Source organism: Rhodococcus sp. JCM 9793 (genome assembly GCF_055380405.1).
The window spans coordinates 2,767,036-2,788,399 of record NZ_AP043721.1 but is presented as its reverse complement, the minus strand read 5'-3'; the positions used below and the strand labels follow the sequence as shown (position 1 = coordinate 2,788,399).

The 21,364-nt window shown below is 66.0% G+C and carries 24 protein-coding genes; 12 read left to right on the top strand and 12 right to left on the bottom strand.

The window, feature by feature from the left end:
• Positions 1 to 58: 58 nt before the first annotated feature.
• From ACZ46K_RS14940 to ACZ46K_RS14925, 4 genes are read right to left on the bottom strand one after another with little or no spacing between them, the layout of a single operon-like run.
• Positions 59 to 772, bottom strand: coding sequence for a response regulator transcription factor (locus tag ACZ46K_RS14940; RefSeq protein ID WP_464749322.1), 714 nt, complete (start codon positions 770 to 772; stop codon positions 59 to 61).
• Position 773: 1 nt separating this feature from the next.
• Positions 774 to 1,952, bottom strand: a complete 1,179-nt coding sequence (locus tag ACZ46K_RS14935) for a sensor histidine kinase (RefSeq protein WP_464749002.1) — start codon at positions 1,950 to 1,952, stop codon at positions 774 to 776.
• An 11-nt stretch (positions 1,953 to 1,963) separates the two neighbouring features.
• Positions 1,964 to 2,515, bottom strand: coding sequence for a 5-(carboxyamino)imidazole ribonucleotide mutase (gene purE, locus ACZ46K_RS14930; protein ID WP_054806642.1), 552 nt, complete (start codon positions 2,513 to 2,515; stop codon positions 1,964 to 1,966).
• Complete coding sequence (locus tag ACZ46K_RS14925) at positions 2,473 to 3,744, bottom strand: 5-(carboxyamino)imidazole ribonucleotide synthase (protein ID WP_464749000.1); 1,272 nt, start codon at positions 3,742 to 3,744, stop codon at positions 2,473 to 2,475. The genes purE and ACZ46K_RS14925 overlap by 43 nt, the downstream gene beginning before the upstream one ends.
• Before the next feature lie 255 nt (positions 3,745 to 3,999).
• Here ACZ46K_RS14925 and ACZ46K_RS14920 point away from each other — a divergent pair, with 255 nt between their 5' ends.
• Entirely contained in the window at positions 4,000 to 4,485 is a 486-nt protein-coding gene (locus tag ACZ46K_RS14920; protein WP_464749321.1) for a GtrA family protein, read from the top strand.
• A gap of 10 nt (positions 4,486 to 4,495) precedes the next feature.
• Here the strand turns inward: ACZ46K_RS14920 and ACZ46K_RS14915 are convergent, their stop codons facing one another.
• From ACZ46K_RS14915 to ACZ46K_RS14900, 4 genes are read right to left on the bottom strand one after another with little or no spacing between them, the layout of a single operon-like run.
• On the bottom strand, positions 4,496 to 5,803 hold the full coding sequence (locus tag ACZ46K_RS14915; protein ID WP_054810249.1) for a sensor histidine kinase: 1,308 nt from the start codon (positions 5,801 to 5,803) through the stop codon (positions 4,496 to 4,498).
• 13 nt (positions 5,804 to 5,816) lie between these two features.
• Positions 5,817 to 6,500 (bottom strand): response regulator transcription factor, encoded by a 684-nt coding sequence (locus tag ACZ46K_RS14910; protein ID WP_464748997.1) that lies wholly within the window; start codon positions 6,498 to 6,500, stop codon positions 5,817 to 5,819.
• Between the two features lie 48 nt (positions 6,501 to 6,548).
• Complete coding sequence (locus ACZ46K_RS14905) at positions 6,549 to 7,112, bottom strand: PH domain-containing protein (RefSeq protein ID WP_054806643.1); 564 nt, start codon at positions 7,110 to 7,112, stop codon at positions 6,549 to 6,551.
• A 23-nt stretch (positions 7,113 to 7,135) separates the two neighbouring features.
• On the bottom strand, positions 7,136 to 7,984 hold the full coding sequence (locus ACZ46K_RS14900; RefSeq protein WP_054806644.1) for a biotin--[acetyl-CoA-carboxylase] ligase: 849 nt from the start codon (positions 7,982 to 7,984) through the stop codon (positions 7,136 to 7,138).
• A 117-nt stretch (positions 7,985 to 8,101) separates the two neighbouring features.
• On the opposite strand from ACZ46K_RS14900, the gene ACZ46K_RS14895 reads away from it, so the two are divergent.
• The 3 genes from ACZ46K_RS14895 to ACZ46K_RS14885 are packed head-to-tail and all read left to right on the top strand — an operon-like array spanning position 8,102 to position 10,722.
• A complete protein-coding gene (locus ACZ46K_RS14895; protein WP_464748995.1) occupies positions 8,102 to 9,742 on the top strand; it encodes an acyl-CoA carboxylase subunit beta in 1,641 nt (546 codons plus the stop codon).
• Positions 9,739 to 10,056, top strand: a complete 318-nt coding sequence (locus ACZ46K_RS14890) for an acyl-CoA carboxylase subunit epsilon (protein ID WP_464748993.1) — start codon at positions 9,739 to 9,741, stop codon at positions 10,054 to 10,056. Before ACZ46K_RS14895 ends, ACZ46K_RS14890 begins: the two co-directional genes overlap by 4 nt.
• 3 nt (positions 10,057 to 10,059) lie before the next feature.
• Positions 10,060 to 10,722, top strand: a complete 663-nt coding sequence (locus ACZ46K_RS14885) for a Maf family protein (protein WP_054806977.1) — start codon at positions 10,060 to 10,062, stop codon at positions 10,720 to 10,722.
• A gap of 184 nt (positions 10,723 to 10,906) precedes the next feature.
• Here the strand turns inward: ACZ46K_RS14885 and ACZ46K_RS14880 are convergent, their stop codons facing one another.
• A complete protein-coding gene (locus ACZ46K_RS14880; RefSeq protein ID WP_464748991.1) occupies positions 10,907 to 11,668 on the bottom strand; it encodes a group III truncated hemoglobin in 762 nt (253 codons plus the stop codon).
• A 62-nt stretch (positions 11,669 to 11,730) separates the two neighbouring features.
• On the opposite strand from ACZ46K_RS14880, the gene ACZ46K_RS14875 reads away from it, so the two are divergent.
• From ACZ46K_RS14875 to ACZ46K_RS14850, 6 genes are all read left to right on the top strand, one after another.
• Positions 11,731 to 12,624 carry a sulfurtransferase gene (locus tag ACZ46K_RS14875; protein WP_054806978.1) on the top strand — a complete coding sequence of 298 codons (894 nt, stop codon included), beginning with the start codon at positions 11,731 to 11,733 and terminating at the stop codon, positions 12,622 to 12,624.
• Entirely contained in the window at positions 12,621 to 13,034 is a 414-nt protein-coding gene (locus ACZ46K_RS14870) for a SufE family protein (protein ID WP_054810667.1), read from the top strand. Before ACZ46K_RS14875 ends, ACZ46K_RS14870 begins: the two co-directional genes overlap by 4 nt.
• A 6-nt stretch (positions 13,035 to 13,040) precedes the next feature.
• A complete protein-coding gene (locus ACZ46K_RS14865; RefSeq protein WP_464748989.1) occupies positions 13,041 to 14,504 on the top strand; it encodes a condensation domain-containing protein in 1,464 nt (487 codons plus the stop codon).
• A gap of 121 nt (positions 14,505 to 14,625) precedes the next feature.
• Positions 14,626 to 16,419 carry an acetyl/propionyl/methylcrotonyl-CoA carboxylase subunit alpha gene (locus tag ACZ46K_RS14860; RefSeq protein WP_054806980.1) on the top strand — a complete coding sequence of 598 codons (1,794 nt, stop codon included), beginning with the start codon at positions 14,626 to 14,628 and terminating at the stop codon, positions 16,417 to 16,419.
• Between the two features lie 105 nt (positions 16,420 to 16,524).
• Positions 16,525 to 16,782: a hypothetical protein gene (locus ACZ46K_RS14855; protein WP_054806981.1), complete on the top strand. Its 258-nt coding sequence runs from the start codon at positions 16,525 to 16,527 to the stop codon at positions 16,780 to 16,782.
• A 38-nt stretch (positions 16,783 to 16,820) separates the two neighbouring features.
• Positions 16,821 to 17,195, top strand: a complete 375-nt coding sequence (locus tag ACZ46K_RS14850) for a DUF1707 SHOCT-like domain-containing protein (RefSeq protein ID WP_054806982.1) — start codon at positions 16,821 to 16,823, stop codon at positions 17,193 to 17,195.
• 3 nt (positions 17,196 to 17,198) lie between these two features.
• On the opposite strand, the gene ACZ46K_RS14845 is transcribed toward ACZ46K_RS14850, so the two are convergent.
• On the bottom strand, positions 17,199 to 18,647 hold the full coding sequence (locus ACZ46K_RS14845) for an FAD-dependent oxidoreductase (RefSeq protein WP_464748987.1): 1,449 nt from the start codon (positions 18,645 to 18,647) through the stop codon (positions 17,199 to 17,201).
• 150 nt (positions 18,648 to 18,797) lie between these two features.
• Here ACZ46K_RS14845 and ACZ46K_RS14840 point away from each other — a divergent pair, with 150 nt between their 5' ends.
• Positions 18,798 to 19,211, top strand: coding sequence for a DUF1707 SHOCT-like domain-containing protein (locus ACZ46K_RS14840; RefSeq protein ID WP_464748985.1), 414 nt, complete (start codon positions 18,798 to 18,800; stop codon positions 19,209 to 19,211).
• A 66-nt stretch (positions 19,212 to 19,277) separates the two neighbouring features.
• Positions 19,278 to 19,574, top strand: coding sequence for a VanZ family protein (locus tag ACZ46K_RS14835; RefSeq protein ID WP_464749320.1), 297 nt, complete (start codon positions 19,278 to 19,280; stop codon positions 19,572 to 19,574).
• Between the two features lie 10 nt (positions 19,575 to 19,584).
• Here the strand turns inward: ACZ46K_RS14835 and ACZ46K_RS14830 are convergent, their stop codons facing one another.
• Positions 19,585 to 20,421: a tyrosine-protein phosphatase gene (locus ACZ46K_RS14830; RefSeq protein WP_464748983.1), complete on the bottom strand. Its 837-nt coding sequence runs from the start codon at positions 20,419 to 20,421 to the stop codon at positions 19,585 to 19,587.
• A gap of 53 nt (positions 20,422 to 20,474) precedes the next feature.
• A complete protein-coding gene (locus ACZ46K_RS14825) occupies positions 20,475 to 21,314 on the bottom strand; it encodes a tyrosine-protein phosphatase (RefSeq protein ID WP_054806571.1) in 840 nt (279 codons plus the stop codon).
• Positions 21,315 to 21,364: the final 50 nt, after the last annotated feature.

The following is a 21,364-nucleotide window of genomic DNA, read 5'->3' as shown; positions in this document are numbered from 1 at the left end:
CTGCCGCGACTGTCATACCCGGGTAGGACGAGACCGCGATGCGAGTAGGAGCCCGGTCCTACTGTCCTGCGCCGAGCAGCTCGTCCGGCCGTACCAGACCGGCGCGGAACGCGAACAGGACCGCCTGCACGCGGTCGCGCGAACCCGTCTTGGCGAGAACACGTCCCACATGGGTCTTCACGGTCGCGGCCGACAGCACGAATCGATCGGCGAGCTCGCTGTTCGTCAGGCCGTGCGCCATCGCCACGAGGACTTCGAGTTCACGGGGCGTGAGATCGTCCGGTACCTCCACGGACACGGACGACGACGAGCTTCCCACGCCCAGAAGAGGCGAAACATGCTGCAGCAGGTGACGTGTCGCGCGCGGGGCCATGACTGCGTCACCCCGATGCACCGTCCGCACCGCTTCCAGGAGGTCTTCGGGAAGGGCGTCCTTGAGGAGGAAACCACTGGCGCCGGCAGCGATTGCCTGCACGACGTACTCGTCGTTGTCGAAGGTGGTGAGCACGACGACTTTCGGAGCGCCCGGAGAACGGAGGAGCGTGCGGGTCGCCGAGATCCCATCGAGCCGCGGCATCTGGACATCCATCAGGACCACGTCGGCGCGCACCCGACCGAGTTCGGCGACCGCTGCCTCACCGTCGGAGGCCTCGGCCACCACCTCGATGTCGGGTTGCGACTCGAGCACCATACGGAAGCCCGCGCGGACGAGTTGCTGATCGTCGACGAGAGCGACGCGAATGGGGTCGGCGGGTTCGGTCACGTCCACCAGCCTATGCCGGGAGTTCGGCGCGGACACGATAGCCACCGCCGTCCCGGGGCCCAGTGATCGAGCGACCGCCGTGCAGCCGGGCACGCTCTTCGATTCCGGTCAGCCCCTGTCCCCCCGGCCGTGCTTCCACGAGCGCGGCGGCACCACGACCGTCGTCGACTATCTCGACGACGAGCGTGTCGGCGCGCCAGTCGAGAGTCACATGGGTATGGGCGCGGGGCCCGGCATGTTTGAGGACGTTCGTGAGGGATTCCTGCACGATCCGGTAGACGGACAGTCCCAGGCCGTCGGCGACATGACGACTCTCCCCTGTCACAGCGAGCGTCACCTCCAGGCCGCTCGTACACATCTGCTCGACGAGCGTGGGGATGTCGCCGATACCCGGTGTCGTGGTGAATTCACGCGGCGCATCCTCCCTCAGCACCGACAGAAGCGATCGCATGTCGGTCAACGCCTGTCGACCCGCTTCCGAGATCGTCGTGAGTGCGGTGGCCGCAGCATTCGGGTCGGCCGACGCTGCGTACCGACCACCGTCTGCCTGCGCAATGATCGCAGTGAGCGAATGCGCCACGATGTCGTGCATCTCCCGCGCGATGCGGGTCCGTTCCTGGGTCGCCGCGAGTTCCGCTTCCTTGAGCCGTTCGACCTCGAGCAGCCGATTACGTTCGGTGAGGGCCTCCATCTCCCGCACCCGCAGGCCCCGGAGACGACCGAACGCCCACACCCCGCCGACGAACAGGGCCACCATCATCGCGGAAGACACCGTGTCGAACAGTGTCCGCCCTTCGTACCGTCCGAAGAAGCTGATCCCGGCGAGCGCTCCCCCGGTCACGGCCACCACCAGAGCTATGTTCGCCCACGGACGCGGTGCATAGGCGGCGAGCGCATACACCGCAACAGGCACCGCGACCGGCGCCACCGGCGACATGTCCGACGAGACTGCGAGATGACCGAATGCCGCGGCGGCCACGACCGCACCCGCGAGCACCGGAAAGGTACGGCGCCACGCGAGCGGCACACTCAGCGCGAGGACGAGTGCCGCATCACTCCACGCCAGAGCCGAGGTCACGACGATGAGCAATCCGAACGCCGCAACGAGGCCGGCGACGACCGAGTCGACAACGAGCACGCGGGCACGACTCCACCGTTGCCAACGTTCGATCATCGAGGTGGTCTGCACGGATCACACCGTCAGCCGAGCAGCTTCTGCCGCAACGCCGCGTCCTTCTCCAGAACCATGCTCTCGAGTCCGGCCTGGAACCGCTCCATCTGCTCACGCAGCGCCGGCTCGGATGCTCCGAGGATGCGAGCGGCGAGCAGGCCCGCATTGCGGGCTCCACCGATCGACACCGTCGCGACGGGGACACCCGCCGGCATCTGCACGATCGACAGCAGTGAGTCCATTCCGTCGAGGTACTTCAACGGAACGGGCACACCGATCACGGGCAGCGGGGTCGCCGACGCCACCATCCCCGGCAGGTGTGCAGCACCGCCCGCCCCCGCGATGATGACCTTGATCCCGCGACCCGCGGCGTCCTTCGCGTAGTCGAGCATCCGCTGCGGCGTCCGGTGCGCGGAGACGACCCCGACCTCGAATCGGATCCCGAACTCGGCGAGCGCCTCGGCGGCGGCCTCCATGGTGGGCCAATCCGAGTCGCTGCCCATGATCAGGCCGACCTGTGCCCCTTGCGTGGCGTCTGTCACTGTCCTTCTCCCGTGTGTTCGTTCCAGCCGTCGGTCCATTCTGCGTGCGAGAGCCAGTGCGCGGCGCGCTCTGCGCGTTCCCGGACCGCAGCAACGTACTCGGCGTCGTCGAGCGAGCCGGTCTGGTCGCCGAGCAGATTGACGTGCCCGATCTTGCGGTCCTTGCGTTCACCCTTGCCGTAGAGATGGACGCGCGCATCAGGCATCCGGGCGAACAAGTGATGCAGCCGCTCGTCCATGCTCATCGCCGGAGCTTCCGCCGCGCCCAGAACGTTCGCCATCACGACCACAGGCGCGAGGGGTGTCGTGTCGCCGAGCGGGTAGTCGAGCACGGCGCGCAGGTGCTGCTCGAACTGGCCCGTTCGTGCACCGTCCATGCCCCAGTGGCCTGAGTTGTGGGGGCGCATCGCGAGTTCGTTGACGATCAGCTCGCCGGCCTGCGTCTCGAACAGTTCGACGGCTATCACGCCCACCACGCCGAGCTCGCCTGCGATCCGCAACGCAAGTTGTTCGGCCGCGACCGCGACGTCCGCAGGCAGGTTCGGTGCGGGTGCGATCACGACGGAGCACTGGCCGTCTCGTTGCACGGTCTCCACGACGGGCCAGCTTGCACCCTGCCCGAACGGCGAGCGGGCGACCATCGCCGACAACTCCCGACGCCACGCGACCTTCTCCTCCGCGAGCAGCGGCACACCGCGGTCGAGTTGTTCTGCGACGATCCGCTCGAGTTCGGTCTCGTCGTCGACGATCCACACCCCGCGGCCGTCGTACCCGCCGCGGGCGGCCTTGAGCACGAACGGCCATCCGAGGTGTTCCCGTGCCGCGACGAGGTCGTCGGTCGAGGTGATCTCCGCGAACTTCGGCATGGGCGCACCGAACGCTCCGAGCCGCTTGCGCATCGCGATCTTGTCCTGCGCGAAGATCAGCGCCTGCGGCGGAGGCAGCACAGCGACGCCCTCGCGCTGCAGGACTTCGAGGTGCTCGGTGGGGACGCCCTCGTGGTCGAAGGTCAGGGCATGGGCACCCGTGGCGGCGCGACGCAGTGCGTCGAGATCGTCATGGCTGCCGATCACGACGTCGGGGCTCACCCGAGCGGCCGGTTCGTCCTCACTGCCCGCGAGTACACGCAGCGTCTGGCCGAGCGCGATCGCAGCCTGATGCGTCATCCGCGCGAGCTGGCCACCGCCGATCATCGTCACCACGGGCATCCCGCCCGTCAGTGCGCGGGGGGAATCGGATCTGGGGGGCGAGTCAGGTCTGCCGGTCACAGCTGACAATGGTGTCACAGCGAGGAGCGCCGCCGTGACACGGCGGTGAGCCACCACATGTCACCGCGGTGAGCCGCCGGCACGTGGCAATGCGGTGAACATTTCGGGACGAACATTCCGAATCGTCACTTTTCTGTGGTAAGTCTGAAAATTTTCGCTGTGGTTCGTAGAAATCGCTCCGGGTTTCGTAGACTCGGCCGAGTGTCCGTCGTCGATGATGCTCTGAGCCATTTTCCCGCACCATTACGGGAGTTGATGCTGCGTCACCGCGAACTGATCAAGTTCGCGATCGTCGGAGGTACGACATTCCTGATCGACTCCGGGATCTTCTACACCTTGAAGCTGACGGTCCTCTCCGAGAAACCTGTCACTGCGAAGATCATCGGCGGCGTCGTTGCGGTGATCTGCTCGTACATCCTCAACCGCGAATGGTCGTTCCGGAACCGTGGCGGGCGGGAGCGCACGCACGAAGCGTTCCTGTTCTTCTTCGTGAGTGGTATCGGTGTGGTCCTCAGCTTCATTCCGCTGTGGATTTCGAGTTACGTGTTCAACCTGCGTGTGCCCGAGGTCAGTCTCGCCGTCGAGAACATCGCCGACTTCGTGAGCGCATACGTCATCGGAAATGTGCTGCAGATGTTCTTCCGCTTCTACTGTTTCAAGAGGTTCGTGTTCCCTGAGGAAACTGTGCCGGAAACGAACACCATCGATGATCTCGACACACCCGACCTCGACCGGACCTGATCGCACTCCCTCACCTCGGTTCCCGGACTCCGTCCAGGTACACCGAAGTCCAGTCGCGCGCCGCGCCGAGGAACATCGCGAACAGCGCGGGTCTGCGCCGCTGCAGTTCCAGGCGTCCACCGTCCGCTTCCGCGAGGGCGCGGGCGAGGGCCAGACCGACACCCGTGGATCCTCGACCGGAGAAACCTCGTTCGAAGATGTGCGGCACGAGGTCGTCGCTGACGCCTTCCCCTTCATCACTGACTTCGACGCACACCGTCGAATCCCCGCGCATCGCAACCTGCCGAACGGCGACCGTGCAGGTCCCCCCTCCGTGAGCAAGCGCGTTGTCGACGAGAACTGCTACTGCTTCCCGGAGACGCGAGGCCGTCACGGACGAGCGCAGAGCAGGGTCACCTCGGAGCAGTAGTTCGCGGCCCGCATCCTGATAGGGCCCTCGCCAATCCGCGATCACACCTGCCAGTTCCCCCACCACCGACACCTCGGTGCGCAGTTCGGCGCCGCTGTTCCTCGACTGACGAACCAGCCCGTCGATGGCCGCGGTGAGGCGATCGACCTGGGCCATCGCGGCCTCGGCCTCCTCGACCACCATCGGGTCCTCGTGTGTGGACAGTTCGTCGAGCCGTAATCTGATCGCCGTCATGCGGGAGCGGAGTTGATGAGAGACGTCGCCGACCAGCGAATGCTCGCGTTGCAGTCGGCCCGAAATCTCCACCGCGGCGGAGTCGAGCACATCGGAGACCCGGTCGAGCTCGACGATGGAATGACGCTGCGGCACCGGTTTGAAGTCGCCCTCGGCGAGCCTTGCTGCACGCGCAGCGACGTCGCGTAGTGGGAAGGCGAGCCGTCTGGCGGTGGCCACCGCGACCAGTGCACCCACCGCAACCGACAGCAGCACGAGGAATCCGACCGCGGCGAGCACCTGCCGCTGCAGGATGCGCATTCCCTCGGAAGGGGCCTCGACCCGCAGCGACCCCGAGGTACCCATCGACAGGGATTCGACGAGAGGGTTCGTCGGGGTGACGTCACCGATGTCCAGGCGCGCCGCCTCGTTCTCCGGAGTGGGATACACGACGACCACCCGCCCACCGTCGGGTACGAGCAGTCGCAGCGAACTGGTATCGAGTCCGCCGACCACGAGGCCGTCGGTACCTTCCTGCGCGATGATCTCGTCGGACATCCGCTCGAGCCGATCCCGAAGGTCTCGGCGCGTGGTGTCCTCCACGAACAGGTAGGCGGTGAACGCAAGGGGAAGCCCGAGCAGAAGTGCGACGAGCAGAACCGCAGCCAGGACGGCATTGAGGATGCGCCTGCGCACCGTCGCGACCCTTCTAGTCGGTGTTCAGCCGGAAACCGACGCCCCGCACGGTCGCGATGCGTCGTTCCCCCGCGGGCCCCTCGTCGCCGATCTTCCGGCGCAGCCACGACATGTGCATGTCGAGGGTCTTCGAACCACGGAGGTCGGCGTCGCCCCAGACCTCGTCGAGGATCGCGTCGCGTGACACGACTTGACCGGCGTGTTCGAGCAGGACGCGCAGGAGTTCGTATTCCTTGTTGGCGAGGGTGACCTCGGAGCCGTCGACGAGAACCCGCCGGGCCGCGTGCTCGAGACGAATGCCGGAGACCTCGACGACTTCGTCCGTCTCACCGCCACCGCGGCGGCGCAGCAGCGCGCGTACCCGCGCCATCAGTTCGGCGAGCCGGAACGGCTTGCCGACATAGTCGTCGGCGCCGGCATCGAGACCCACTACGAAGTCGACCTCGTCGGTGCGCGCGGTGAGCATCAGCACTGCCAGGTCGGACCGGTTCGCTCTGATCTGACGGCATACTTCGAGGCCGTCCATGCCCGGCAACCCGAGGTCGAGGATCAACAACTCGTAGTCTCCGGAGAGCGCTTGTTCGAGCGCACTCGGACCGGTGGCCTCGACGGTCACCTCGTAGCCCTCGCGCCCGAGGGCACGGGACAGAGGCGCAGCGATGGCTTCATCGTCTTCCGCTAGCAGAACGGCAGTCACTCGCTCAGCCTACGGACAGACCGGTGGGAAACCGGATCACCACGCCAGTCACCACGCCTTGCGATGTCTCTCACCGTCGCCGGAGGGTTGCGCGGCGGAACGGTCGGCGGAGGAACCGTCCTGCACGTCGAACGCCGTCCGGTACAGCAGTGTGTGGACCTTCTGGACATCGGGGATGTCGTCGAACTCGAGTGGGTCGTCGGCGGCCGAGACCACGACGAGCGTGCCTGTGCGCAGGAGCCGGTCGACGAGTCCGTGCCGGAACTGCACGTTGCTGATCCGCCCCATCGGAATGTCGATACCGGAATGGGTGATCACGCCCTGGCGCACGAGTACCCGCCGATCGGTGACGATGAAATGTGTGGTCAGCCACCGGATCAACGGGACGAGGCACCGCCACCCCACCAGGATCGCCCACAACACCAGGACCGCGACGACCAGGACCACGGAGGCACCACTGTCGAGGCGGGTCTGCGCGAGCCCGACGAGGAACCCGGCCACAGCCGTGGCCAGTAGGAAGACGATGACCGGAACGATCAGCATCTTCGCGTGTGGATGACGGTGGAGCAGCAGGTTCTCATCCGGTGCGAGCGCGTCCTCCGGGTATCCCATGGGCACCACGATGGCATACCCGTCTACATCGGCCGCAGGTGCGTGATGTCGCCTGCAGCGACTGCAACGGGCTCGCCTTCCCCGTCCGGCGCGATGACGATGCGGCCCTGTTCGTCGATGTTGATGGCGACCCCGTGCAGTTCCGTGTCGCCGGGCAGGATCGCGCGCACCCGCCGACCGATGGTGCTGCACCGATCCCGGTAAGCGTCGGCAGCGGCCGTGGGATCCCAGCCGTGCTGTTCCCACTGTCGGATGCGTTCACCGAACGAGGCGAGCAGAGCCTCCGCGAGCCTCGTGCGATCGAGTTCGTCGGCACCGGCGAGCAGAAGTGAGGTTGCCGTCGGCACCGGCAGTTCGTCCTCGGTGAGTGTGACGTTGAGCCCGACACCGACGACAACCGTGGGAACCGGGGCTGTCGACGCGACCTCGACGAGGATCCCGGCGAGCTTACGGCCCCCGACCAGAACGTCGTTGGGCCATTTGAGCTCGGCCGGGACGCCGGTGACCTCGCGGACGGCGTCGACCGTCGCGATGCCGGTGAGCAGCGGAAGCCAACCGAGATCCGGAAGGGCGACACCGGGCAGTTTCAGCAGCACCGACACGATGACCTGGGCCCGGGGAATTCCGTTCCAGGCGCGCGAGTGCCGTCCGCGTCCTCCGCTCTGGAACTCTGCGAGCAGGACCCGGCGGTCGCCGAATGTGGCCTCGGCGAGCAGATCGGCGTTCGTCGACCCTGTCTCGTCGATGACGTCGAGGCGTTCGTAGAACCCGGCATCGCCTTCTGCACCATCCACCAGCGCATGCCGTAGGCGCGACACGTCGAGCGGAATACGCAGTTCGGAATCATTCGGCAATTCGGGGTTGCGGGGCATGAGCCCCAGCCTAAAGTGGCCGAAAACAACTACTGGTCGGTAGCTCCAGTTCAATAATTCAACGTGAGCGGACCTCCGTGCGGCGGTGCAGATTGACGATCGCTAAGCTGACTGCCCATGACCACTGTCCAGGAGCCGTCCGCGCCCGAGGCGGCGAGTACGCCCGATATCCACACCACCGCCGGCAAGCTGGCAGACCTGCGCGAACGCCAGGCCAAGGCACAGGCTCCGGTCGGTGAAGCAGCCATCGAGAAGGTCCACGCCAAGGGCAAGATGACCGCCCGTGAGCGCATCACCGCGCTCCTCGACGAGGGCTCGTTCGTCGAAATCGATGCGCTCGCCCGCCACCGCAGCACCAACTTCGGCCTCGCCGACAACCGTCCCATCGGCGACGGCGTCGTCACCGGCTACGGCACCGTCGACGGCCGCGACGTCTGCGTGTTCTCCCAGGACGCGACAGTCTTCGGCGGCAGCCTCGGCGAGGTCTACGGCGAGAAGATCGTCAAGGTCATGGACCTGGCGCTACGCACCGGCCGACCGCTGGTCGGCATCAACGAAGGCGCCGGCGCCCGCATCCAGGAAGGCGTCGTCTCCCTCGGCCTCTACGGCGAGATCTTCCACCGCAACGTGCAGGCCTCCGGTGTGATCCCGCAGATCTCGCTGATCATGGGCCCCGCTGCCGGTGGTCACGTCTACTCCCCCGCCCTGACCGACTTCGTGGTGATGGTCGACCAGACCAGCCAGATGTTCGTCACCGGCCCCGACGTCATCAAGACCGTCACCGGCGAAGACGTCACCATGGAAGACCTCGGTGGCGCCCACACCCACATGGTCAAGTCGGGTGTCGCCCACTACGTCGGAAGCGACGAGCAGGACGCCCTCGACTACGTCAAGGATCTGCTCTCCTACCTGCCGTCGAACAACCAGGCCGCGGCACCGCGCATGGCACCGACCGACCCGATCGCCGGATCCATCGAGGACTCGCTCACCGAGGAGGATCTCGAGCTCGACACGATCATCCCGGATTCGGCGAACCAGCCTTACGACATGCACGAGGTCATCCGTCGTCTGCTCGACGACGACGAATTCCTCGAGGTTCAGGCCGAGCGCGCCCAGAACGTCATCGTGGGCTTCGGTCGCGTCGACGGCCGCAGCGTTGGCATCGTCGCCAACCAGCCGATGCAGTTCGCCGGCTGCCTCGACATCGACGCCTCCGAGAAGGCTGCACGCTTCGTCCGCACCTGCGACGCGTTCAATGTTCCGATCATCACGCTGGTCGACGTCCCGGGCTTCCTGCCCGGCACCGAGCAGGAATACAACGGCATCATCCGCCGCGGCGCGAAGCTCCTGTACGCATACGGCGAGGCGACTGTCGGCAAGATCACCGTCATCACCCGCAAGGCCTACGGCGGCGCGTACGACGTGATGGGTTCGAAGCACATGGGCGCCGACGTCAACCTCGCGTGGCCGACCGCGCAGATCGCAGTCATGGGCGCATCGGGTGCCGTCGGGTTCGTGTACCGCGGCAAGCTCAAGGATGCCGCTGCGAACGGTGCAGACGTCGAGGCACTGCGCCTCGAGCTGCAGAACGAGTACGAGGACACTCTCGTGAACCCGTACGTCGCAGCAGAGCGCGGTTATGTCGATGCGGTCATCCCGCCGTCGCACACCCGCGGCCAGATCGTGTCCGCCCTGCGCCTGCTCGAGCGCAAGATGGTCTCGCTCCCGCCGAAGAAGCATGGGAACATTCCGCTGTGACCGCGCTGACCGAGGAAAAGATCATCACTGACGCAGAGCTGACCGCCGTGACCGACGGTGCCCTCGAGGACTCCGACACCTCGGCGACCACAGACGCCGAGTCGGCAGCGACCCCCGACGCGCCCGCCATCCGGATCGTGAAGGGCAACCCGACCGACGCCGATGTCGCAGCGTTGGTCACGGTGCTCGCGGCTGCCGCTGCGGGTGGCGCTCCCGAGGGCGACGGCAAGCCGCCGGAGACATGGGGCGACCCCACCCGGATGCACCGCCAGTGGGCGCCGTTCTCGCCGTACTCGTACCCCAACCGCGGCTGATCGATGCCCCGTTTGGTTCTCGCCTCGGCGTCGCCGGCACGGTTGTCCGTGCTGCGCGGCGCCGGGGTCGAGCCGCTCGTACAGGTGTCGGACGTCGACGAGGACGCGATCATCGCAGAGCTCGGCCCCGACGTGGCACCGGAAGTCGTGGTCACCACGCTGGCCCGCGCCAAGGCCGCCGACGTTCTGCGCACACTCACCGCAGACGGCCACGCCCCTGAGGGCCACGACGATCTCGTCGTGATCGGCTGCGATTCGATGCTGCTGTTCGACGGGAAACTCCAGGGCAAACCCGGCACTGCCGAGGTGGCCCGGGCCCGTTGGAAGCGCATGTCCGGGCACAGCGCGGAGTTGCTGACCGGACACAGCATCCTGCATGCGCGCGGCAGGCAGATCATCGCGCAGGCCGACGACCATTCCGGCACGACCGTACGTTTCGGCACCCCGTCCGACGCCGACCTCGAGGCCTACCTCGCGACCGGTGAGGCGCTGCAGGTCGCCGGAGCGTTCACGCTCGACGGCCTCGGTGGTTGGTTCATCGACGGTATCGAGGGCGATCCGTCGTCCGTGATCGGGATCGGCCTACCCCTCGTCCGACGACTCCTCGCCGATGCCGGGATCTCCGTCGCGGACCTCTGGTCCTCGAACCCCTCAGCTCATGAGTGAGCGCGGCCAGTCGGAGGAAGACTTCGCGCGGCTGCGAGAGGAACCGTTCTTCGAGGTGGTCGTCGACCTGGTCGCCGGCTACCTCGCCACCGCATTCGACGATCCGGGATCGGCTGCAGGAGAGAAGTGGACGGTGACCTGTCTCCCGGCGGTCGACGAGAAGGCCGGGACCGCGCGTCTGTTCTCACTCGAGGTCGGGCTGCTCGAGGTCCTCTATGTCGACCAGTACACCGAGAACGGCGAGACGGTCGACTACCGCACCGTCATGGTCACCTCGACGTCCGCTCTCGTCCGACAACTCGGATGCCGACTCGACGAACTCCTCCTGCGCTACCCGCTGCTGCGCTTCCGTCCGGTCGAGGATGCCGCCGCGGGCGGGGACGCCGTGGCGATCGACTGGTTCCTCTCCGACGAGGGCGCCGACGATCAGTTCTTCACGCTGCCGCTCGACGAGTCCACGATCGGACCTCTTGCAGAGCTGCTGACCGACCGCGGTCGCGGCTCCGATCCCCGGCCCCACAACCGGTGGTTCGCGCAGTACGTGCTCGACGCCATGGAAGGCGACGACTGAGCGACGCAGCGCCGTGACCATCGCGTCGGCCTTCGACTTCGCCCGGTCGGCGTCGACACCGGTGAACAGCTCGTCGACCGACTCGTGCCAGAGCTCGCGCCAGCGCTCGAACCGCACGGGGGTCAGCCCGTATTTCCCGTGCAATGCGCGGTGAACGGGGGTGAATGCGCCCTCGTAGCGCGTCGTGCGGAAGAGGATCTGTTCCCAGAAATCGCCGACGACGACGAGATGATCGTCGAGGCCCACGATCGCGAGCACCTCGAAGACCGGGGCCAGCAATGGGTCGACCATCGCCCGTTCGTAGAAGTGTTCGACCAACCGGTCGATGTCGGCACGCGACGAGAGTTCGGCGCGGTGGGGTCGGCTGGAGGTCACACCCACCGAAGGTACCGCCTAGAATCGACGACGCACCTGCCACCACTGCCTCAGGAGCCCCTGTGCCCGTCGCGCCCGATTCCAACACCTCCTTCGCTTCCTACTCGGACCCCCGCCGCCTCGTGTCCTCCGAGTGGCTGTCCGCTCATCTGGGCCACCCCGAGGTCAAGGTCGTCGAATCCGACGAGGACGTGCTCCTCTACGACGTGGGGCACATCCCTGGCGCGGTGAAGGTCGACTGGCACCTCGACCTCAACGATCCGGTCACCCGCGACTACATCGACGGCGCTGCGTTCGCCGCGCTCATGGACCGCAAGGGAATCCGACGTACCGACACGGTCGTGATCTACGGCGACAAGTCCAACTGGTGGGCCGCGTACGCGCTGTGGGTGTTCACGCTGTTCGGTCACGAGGACGTTCGCCTGCTCGACGGAGGCCGCGACGCATGGATCTCCGAGAACCGCGACACCACCCTCGACATCCCCGGCACCACAACGAGTGGCTATCCCGTCGTCGAGCGCAACGACGCGCCCATCCGGGCGTTCAAGGACGACGTCCTCGACCACCTCGGGGAGGGCCCGCTGGTGGATGTCCGGTCGCCGCAGGAGTACACCGGTGAACGCACCCACATGCCCGACTACCCGGAGGAAGGCGCGCTGCGCGGCGGCCACATCCCCACTGCGGTGTCGATTCCGTGGGCGAAGGCCGCCGCCCCGGACGGCCGCTTCCGTTCGCGTGCGGAACTCGACGAGATCTATGCGGATATCAGCAAGGACGACGACGTCGTCGCATACTGCCGCATCGGTGAGCGGTCGAGCCACACCTGGTTCGTGCTGACCCATCTCCTCGGATACCCGAAGGTGCGGAACTACGACGGCTCCTGGACCGAGTGGGGCAACGCCGTGCGCGTCCCGATCGCCAAGGGCGAGGAGCCGGGAACCGTTCCCGCATCATGAGCATTCCCGCACCGCTCGCCGAGATCGTCGAGGACTTCGCCGCCGTCGAGGGCCAGGACAAACTCCAGTTGCTCCTCGAGTTCAGCCGCGAACTGCCTCCGCTGCCGGCCGAACTCGAGGAGGCGGCGATGGAACCGGTCCCCGAATGCCAATCGCCCCTGTTCCTTTCCGTCGACGCCACCGACCGGGCGCACGTGAAGCTGCATTTCAGCGCACCCGCCGAAGCACCCACCACGCGCGGATTCGCGTCGATCCTGCATCAGGGATTGGACGGGCTCAGCGCACAGGAGATCCTCGACGTTCCCGACGACTTCTATTCGGATCTCGGTCTCGCCGCCTCGGTCAGCCCGCTGCGGCTACGCGGCATGAGCGCGATGCTGGCGCGTATCAAGCGGCATCTGAGGGCCTGACAGACCATGGAGTTCACGGAGCTCGCCGACTACTCGATCCCGGCGGGGACCTTGACCGAGTGGTTGCCCTGCGCCGAGGAGGACGCATGGCGTCAGGATCCCCGTCCCGCGTCGTACATCCATGAGGCGCACCTGCGCCGGACTGCCGGATCGCAGTCCGGCCAGGGCCGCGAATCGTGGCTGGGTACTGCATTCGAGATCGCCGGCCCGATCGACACCGAGATATTCGGTCGTGCCCTCCAGCGATGGATCGACCGTCACGAGCCCCTGCGCAGTCAGGCGACGTTCGCGTCGAAGGGTGATCCGGCCGGAGCCCTGATCCGCCGGACGGCCCCACCCGGCAAGGTGTCGGTGCGACGTGTCCAGCACGATCCGGCCGATCCCGCGACCATCCGGACTCAGCTCCATTCATTGTTCGACGATTACACGACGCCACAGCTGTGGCCCGCGTATGTCTTCGCGACGCTGACTCACGAATCCGCTGATCCGGACGACGGTTCGAACGACGCGTCCGGTGAGTCGGGGCCCTTCACCGTGTTCTTCGGAGCCGATCACTCGATTATCGACGGATACTCCATCGTGCTCGTCGCGCACGAGATCACGGCGCTCTACGAGGAGGAACGGACCGGCCGACCGGCCGATCTGTTTCCCGTCGGAAGTTACATCGATTTCGGGGCATCCGAACGCGCGGACGCCAGCAACCTCGACGTCGATCACGAGGCGGTGCAGATCTGGCGTACGACGCTGCGGGAGAGTGGCGGCGAGGTGCCGAAGTTCCCGCTGCCGATCGGTCGGCGCACCACCAGGACCTCACCTCAGAGACGTCTGTCCGAGCGCTGGTTCGACAACGACGAAGCGACCCGGTTCTCGGAACGGTGCCGCGATGCCGACGCCGGGTTCTTCGCGGGAGTGCTGGCCTGCTTCGGTCAGGCCGCCTCGGACCTCGCCGGCGCCGATCACTTCCGCACGGTCGTTCCTTCGCACACCCGGACCGGACCGATGTGGGCCGGATCTCTGGGATGGTTCGTGGGGCTCCGGCCGATCGATCTCGATCTCGGAGGCTCCCCCGGTTTCGTCACCCTCGCGAACCGAGCGGTGCACGAACTGCGACGCACCCGCGCGAGCGCGCGCATTCCGTTCGACAGGGTCGGTGAGCTGCTCGGGGTACCCATCCGCCCACAGTTCCTCGTGTCGTACATGGACGTCCGGTTCGTACCCATGGCGGCCCAATGGCCGGAATCCAATGCGCGCGCGTTGCGGAGCCGCAGTTACACCCACGACGTCTACATCTGGATCAACCGGACACCCGAAGGAATCAACGTCTCCGCGCGATTCCCCGACAACACCGAGGCGAGCGCGAACGTTCCCCGGTTCCTGGAACGAGCACGCCTTCTGATGGACCGGCTCAACACATCCGGACCGTGGGCGCCCGACCTGGAGAACCTCGGCATTCCGGCTACCGGTCAGTAGCCTTGTGTGTTCGAGTACGCGCCGTAGCGTGTAGGGGCCATCCGGTTACATCGTCTATCCGATTGGCGCTTAGACTGCCCGACGACGGAAATAACCTAACGATCGATCAACAGGAGGCTCCGTGCCCAGTCATGCCAGCGCGCAGATCTCGAAGGTGCTCGTCGCGAACCGCGGCGAGATCGCTGTGCGGGTCATCCGAGCCGCCAAGGACGCAGGCTACGGAAGTGTCGCGGTCTACGCCGAACCCGACGCAGACGCACAGTTCGTGAAGCTCGCAGACGAGGCGTTCGCCCTCGGTGGCCAGACCTCGACCGAGTCCTACCTGGTGTTCGACAAGATCCTCGACGCCGCGGCCAAGTCCGGCGCCGACGCGATCCACCCCGGCTACGGCTTCCTCTCCGAGAACGCCGACTTCGCGCAGGCAGTCATCGACGCGGGCCTGATCTGGATCGGCCCCTCGCCGCAGTCCATCCGCGACCTGGGCGACAAGGTCACCGCGCGCCACATCGCCGAGCGCGCCAACGCTCCGATGGCCGCCGGCACCAAGGACCCGGTCAAGAACGCCGACGAGGTCGTCGAGTTCGCCAAGCAGTACGGCGTGCCCGTGGCCATCAAGGCGGCCTTCGGCGGTGGCGGTCGCGGCATGAAGGTCGCGCAGACGATCGAGGAGATCCCCGAGCTGTTCGAGTCCGCGACCCGTGAGGCCATCGCCGCCTTCGGTCGCGGCGAGTGCTTCGTCGAGCAGTACCTCGACAAGGCCCGCCACGTCGAGGCCCAGGTCATCGCCGACCAGCACGGCAACGTCATCGTCGCGGGCACGCGCGATTGCTCGCTGCAGCGGCGTTTCCAGAAGCTCGTCGAAGAGGCTCCCGCGCCCTTCCTGACGGACGACCAGCGTGGTCGCATCCACGCATCCGCCAAGGCCATCTGCAAGGAAGCCGGATACTACGGCGCAGGCACCGTCGAATACCTGGTGCAGGGCGACACGGTCTCGTTCCTCGAGGTCAATACACGTCTGCAGGTCGAGCACCCGGTCACCGAGGAGACCGCCGGCATCGACCTCGTTCGCCAGCAGTTCCGCATCGCCAACGGCGAGAAGCTCGAGCTCACCGAGGATCCGGCACCGCGTGGCCACTCCTTCGAGTTCCGCATCAACGGTGAGGACGCCGGTCGTGGCTTCATGCCTGCCCCCGGCCCCATCACCGTCTACAAGGAGCCGACGGGCCCCGGCGTGCGCGTCGACTCCGGTGTCGTCCAGGGCGACGTCATCGGCGGCCAGTTCGACTCCATGCTCGCCAAGCTGATCGTCACCGGTGAGAACCGCGAGCAGGCACTGCAGCGCGCCGCCCGCGCCCTCGCCGAATTCGAGGTCGACGGCCTCGCCACAGTCATCCCGTTCCACCGCCACATCGTCGAGAACCCGGCGTTCATCGGTGACGGCGAGAAGTTCGACGTCTACACCAAGTGGATCGAAAACGATTGGGACAACACCATCGAGCCGTTCACCGGTGGCGGTGCAGCCGATGACGAGGACGACGCCCTGCCGCGTCAGAACGTCGTCATCGAGGTCGGTGGTCGCCGCGTCGAGGTATCGCTGCCCGGTCAGTTCTCGCTCAGCGGAAACGGTGGCGGCGCTGCAGGCGCGATCCGCAAGAAGCCGAAGGCACGCAAGCGCGGCGGCGCCGGCGGCGGCAAGGCATCGGGCGATGCCGTGACAGCTCCGATGCAGGGCACCGTCGTGAAGGTCGCGGTCACCGAAGGCCAGGAAGTCGCCGAGGGCGATCTCATCGCAGTGCTCGAAGCCATGAAGATGGAGAACCCGGTCACCGCCCACAAGGCCGGTGTCGTCACCGGTCTTTCGGTCGAGCCGGGCGCCGCCATCACCCAGGGAACGGTCCTCGCCGAACTCAAGTGATGACGCGCTGAGCTGTCCCACGCTGAACAAGATCGACGGCGCCTACCCCCACTCCGGGGTCGGGCGCCGTCGATTTCTCCACCACAGCAGTTCGGAAGGCATCTGATGGAACCTGTCGAGATCAACGCCGGCAACTGGTACCTCCTCGCACGTGCCCACGACGCGTGGACCGACGACACCGCCTACAGCTGGTCGGTGTGCGAGTCGACGACCGCCGACGTGCAGGCCACCATCACGCTGCTACCCGACGGCACGCTGAGCGGGACCGCGATCGACGGTCACACCGACGCCCTCGACGCAGCTCGCGACGCAGTCACGAGATTCGCCATGGGAGGGTTGGGGATGACCGTGCGCAATGCCTGACCCGCACCGCATCGCCCGACTCCCACTACTCTGGGCATATGGCCGAACTGCCCGAAATCCGAATCGGCACCGCAGAGCGCGAAGAAGCGATCGCGCTGCTCGGTGAGCACTTCTCGGCCGGCCGCCTGTCCCTCGTCGAATTCGACGATCGAGTCGCGTGTGCGACGCAGGCCGTCACTCGGGCCGATCTGGTTCCGTTGTTCGCCGACCTGCCGTCGGCCCCATCGTTCCTGCACGAACCCACAGCGCGGAACATCGCCACCGACCTGCTGACGCTGGTTCCGTTCGCGCTCGCGGCGCTGGTCATCATGGTGGCGGTCCGCCACCCGATCGCCATACTGCTCGGATTCGTGATCCTGTTCGTTGTAGTCAGGCGCGGAATGCGTCTGATGCGAGATCCCGGAACGGGGTGACCGTCATGCCCTCGCCGCAGCGTCCCGCCCGGCAACGCGACCGAACGCGAGGGCATCACCGATGTGGAATCCGCCGTCCTTGCGCCAGCTGTAGGTGGAACTGAGCTCGCCCGCAGCGTAGAGCCCCTCGATGACGTCACCTCGGGTGTCGAGAACACGCGCACGGCCGTCCCGTCGTGGCCCGCCGTTGGTCCACCCCAACAGCGGGGTGACCTTCAACGCATAGAACGGGCCCTGCACGACCGGTCCGAGCTTCTCCGGATCTCGGGCGAAGTGATCGTCGCGCCCTTCCGCGCACGACGAGTTGTAGTTCTCGACGGTGCGCTCGAGCGTGGCCGCGTGCAGCCCGATCTTCTCGGCGAGCGACGTGATCGATTCGGCGCGCACGATCCAGCCTTTCTCGATCTCCTCGCTGTTGTCGGCACTCCACCGCGAGCCGTTCATGAGGAGGTTCCATCCCACGGGCAGAATGTCGGGTGTCGGGCTCAACGGGCCGGCAGTACGCATCTGCTCGTCGAAGATCAGATGGAACGGCCGAAGGGGGAAGAGTTCGTACGATCCTCCCCGGAGTGTGTGCCCGTGGCACGGATCTGCGGTCTCGTCCAGGAAGCGGCGGCCGTCGTCCCCCACCCACAGGTAGTTGTGCGCGTTCCACAGTGCGAGGTAATGGCCGGTGCCGTTCGTGTCGCGAACCCCGGTGATGCTCATCATGTTTCCCATGTGCCATAGATCGGCGCCCACCGCTTGTGCCATCCGATGACCGTCGCCGGTCGAGGCGGGTGACCCCCACAGCACGTGATCCTCGACTCGCAGATAGTCGCGCACCATCGACGTGTCGGCCTGGAATCCGCCGGTCGCGAGGACGACGCCGCCACGCGCCCCGATGCGTCGCAGGCCGCTCCCGCTGTCCACTTCGACGCCGACGACACCGCCGCTCTCGACAATCAGTCGCGTGGCCGGTGTTTCGAATCGGGTCTCGATGCCACGTTCGGCTGATACGGAAGTCAGGAAGCCGTGCAGCAGACCGTTTCCCACGCGCCCTTCGATGGTGTCCATGCCTGCATACGAGTCACTGCCCTCGACCGACAGGTACTCGGGATCCGTGTGGTAGTCGCCGCTCATCGCGACATCGGCTCCGAGTTCCTTCAACCATGTCGAGATTTCGGCCGTCTCGGTCGCCCACGCGTCGATGACGTCGTCTGCGAGGGGAAACGGCCCGCTGAGCTCGCGGAGGAAGATCCGCGCCCGCGCCGGGTCTCGATTCACCCACCACCCGCCCCCGGACACCCGAGTGTTCCCACCCGCTCTGCCCTCGTCACATTTCTCGACTACGAGAACATCGGATCCGCCGCGTTCGGCCTCGAGCGCTGCAGCCGAACCCGCCGCCCCCGACCCCACCACAACAACGTCGAATACTTCGTCGAACACTTCGCCACTCACCTGTGCCTTCACTTCACTCCTGGTTCGAAACTTCACCGCGAACGGGTGTGACACGGATCATCTTCGGCACGAATCCGTTGCGCGCACAGTTTCCCGTCCAGCGGAAGAATTCGACACCGCAGCGAGCACGAGGGTGTGGAAGTCGTAATCTACGCTCTGATCATGAACTCCCCCGAAATCCGAATCGGCGACACCGAGCGGGCCGAGGCGCTGAACCAGCTGGGCGAGCATTTCAGCCACGGCCGCCTCAACCTGTCCGAGTTCGAAGAACGCAGTGCGCAGGCGACGGCCGCGACCACGCGGGCAGAACTCGAACTTCTGTTCACCGACCTTCCCGCCACTACGGCAACCGTGCCGGACACGGTGCAGGAGAAGGACACCGCGTCGGGCACGCTCGGGCATTGGCGAGAAGTCGTGATGGGCCTGACGCCACTCCTGGCCCTCGTACTCTTCTTCGCATTCGATACGTGGCTCTGGTTCCTTCTCGTGCCGGCCGTATCGATTGTCCTGTATGCGGGCCGCGATGACAGGAACAACGGGGATGACGACAGGCCGAAGAAGAAAAAGAAGCACTGACCTGTGTCTGGTTCTTCCTGGTACCGCGTCGTGCCGTTGGTGCTCGCCACAATCACGATCACCTTCATGCTGCTGACTCCCGGCGGTACGGTCCCCAGCGGCCCTCCCCATACCGACAAGGTGACGCACGCAGCGATGTTCGCGGTGCTCGCGTACTGCTCGCGATACGCGCGGCTCTCGCCGATCGTCACTGTGGCGTGGCTTGTGGTCTACGGCATCGTCACCGAAATCCTGCAGGCCACAGTCGCGGTACGGCGATCCGGCTCATTCTGGGATTGGTGCGCTGACCTCGTCGGCGTCGCGATCGGTCTGGCGATTGCTGCCTGCATCGACCGGCGAGTTCGTTCCGGTCGGACACAGTAGACCACCGGCCCTATTCGACAGGCCGGGCGTTCTCGTTGTCGATCATCCTGGTACGCAATGTCTGCAGACTGTCGTCGTCCAGGCCGAGACCCGACGCGAAGTACTCGTCGATCGTGCCGTATCGACGCAGGGCCTCGTCGACGGCCGCTTCGAGGTATTTACGCTCGACCCCGAGTAATGGGACGAGGAGTGAGCGATCTCCGCCGAGCTTCTCGAATTGTACGAACATCTCCTCGAACTCCGGAAGAAGCGACTCGTTCGTCAACATGTAGTCGTCGAAGACATCTTCTTCCGACGCACCCGCGAACATCAGTAGTGCGGCAGCCGCCCAACCGGTCCGGTCTTTTCCGGTGGTGCAGTGGATGAGCGCGGGAACATCGCCCGATGCGATATCGAGGTACATCCTCCGATACGAACGCTGTGCACTCGACAGCGTGACGAGGTCGCGGTAGGTCTCGAGGAGAAATTGTTCTCCCTTCCCGCCCGCGAATCCGAGGGCCGCCTGCACGGGATCCGCCACCAGGTCGCCCATTGCCGCCGCAATCGACCCTGCATCTTTGTCGGCAAGTACATCGAGGTCGACGCCCTTAGCTCCAGGTGGCAACCTGTCCGGGGCCTGATCGCGTTCGTCTACTGTCCTCAGGTCGAACACGGTGGTGATTTTCAGCTCGGAGAGTACGTCCAGATCTGTGTCGGTGACGCCGCTGAGGTCGGTGGACCGGAATACCACTCCGGTGCGAATCTTCCCACCGAAACTGCTGGCGCTACCCCCGATATCCCGGAGGTTCGCCAGCGAAGGAACTGCGAAGGCAGCTATACCGGGGTCATTTCCCACCGCATCGGTCATTCGCACAAGCTACCGCCGGCGAGGGCATTCTGTGACCGCTTACGACACGAACATCATTCTCGGACGGACTTACCTTCGGTGTCGACCATCCGAGTACGCAGTGCCTGCAGGCTGTCGTCGTCGATTCCGAGCCCTGCAGCGAAGTACTCGTCGATCGTGCCGTAGCGACGCAGGGCCTCGTCGAAAGCGCTCTCGAGGTACGTGCGCTGGACCCCGAGCAGCGGGAGGAACAGAGCGCGGTCTCCGCCGGCGGCTTCGAACCGTGTGAACATCTCCTCGAACTTCGGAAGCAACATCTCGTTCGTCAACATGTAGTCGTCGAAGACATCCTGCTCGGTTGCACCCGCGAACATGAGCAGCGCCGCGGCAGCCCACCCGGTCCGGTCCTTTCCTGCGGTGCAGTGAATGAGCGCCGGAACATCTCCGTGGGCGATACCGGTGTACAACTCTCGATACGAGGTCACCGCACTCGGCAGGGTGATGAGTTCACGGTAGGTGCCGAGCAGATGCTGCTCGGCACGCCCATCCCCCAGATGAGTTGCGGCAGCAACGGGGTCTGCGACCACGTCTGCGAGGGATCCCGCGACCGAGCCTGTCGGACGATCCGCGAGCACATCGAGACCTACGAGCTTCGCGCCGTCGGGCAGCCGATCCGGGCGTCGCTCACGTTCTGCTGCCGTCCGGAGGTCGTACACAGCCGAAATCTGCAGCGAGGTGAGCACATCGATGTCGGTGTCGGTGATGTCGGCCAGCGCTGTCGAGCGAAAGACCACACCGGTGCGAATGGCACCACCGAACGAGCTGACTCGGCCACCGATGTCTCGAAGGTTGACGAGCGACGGAATGGCAAAGGTCGGCGCGACATCGGCTGCGTTGTCCACGGCATCGGTCATGCCACACAAGTTACGCAACATGATCCGTTCGAGCAGCTTACGATCCCATA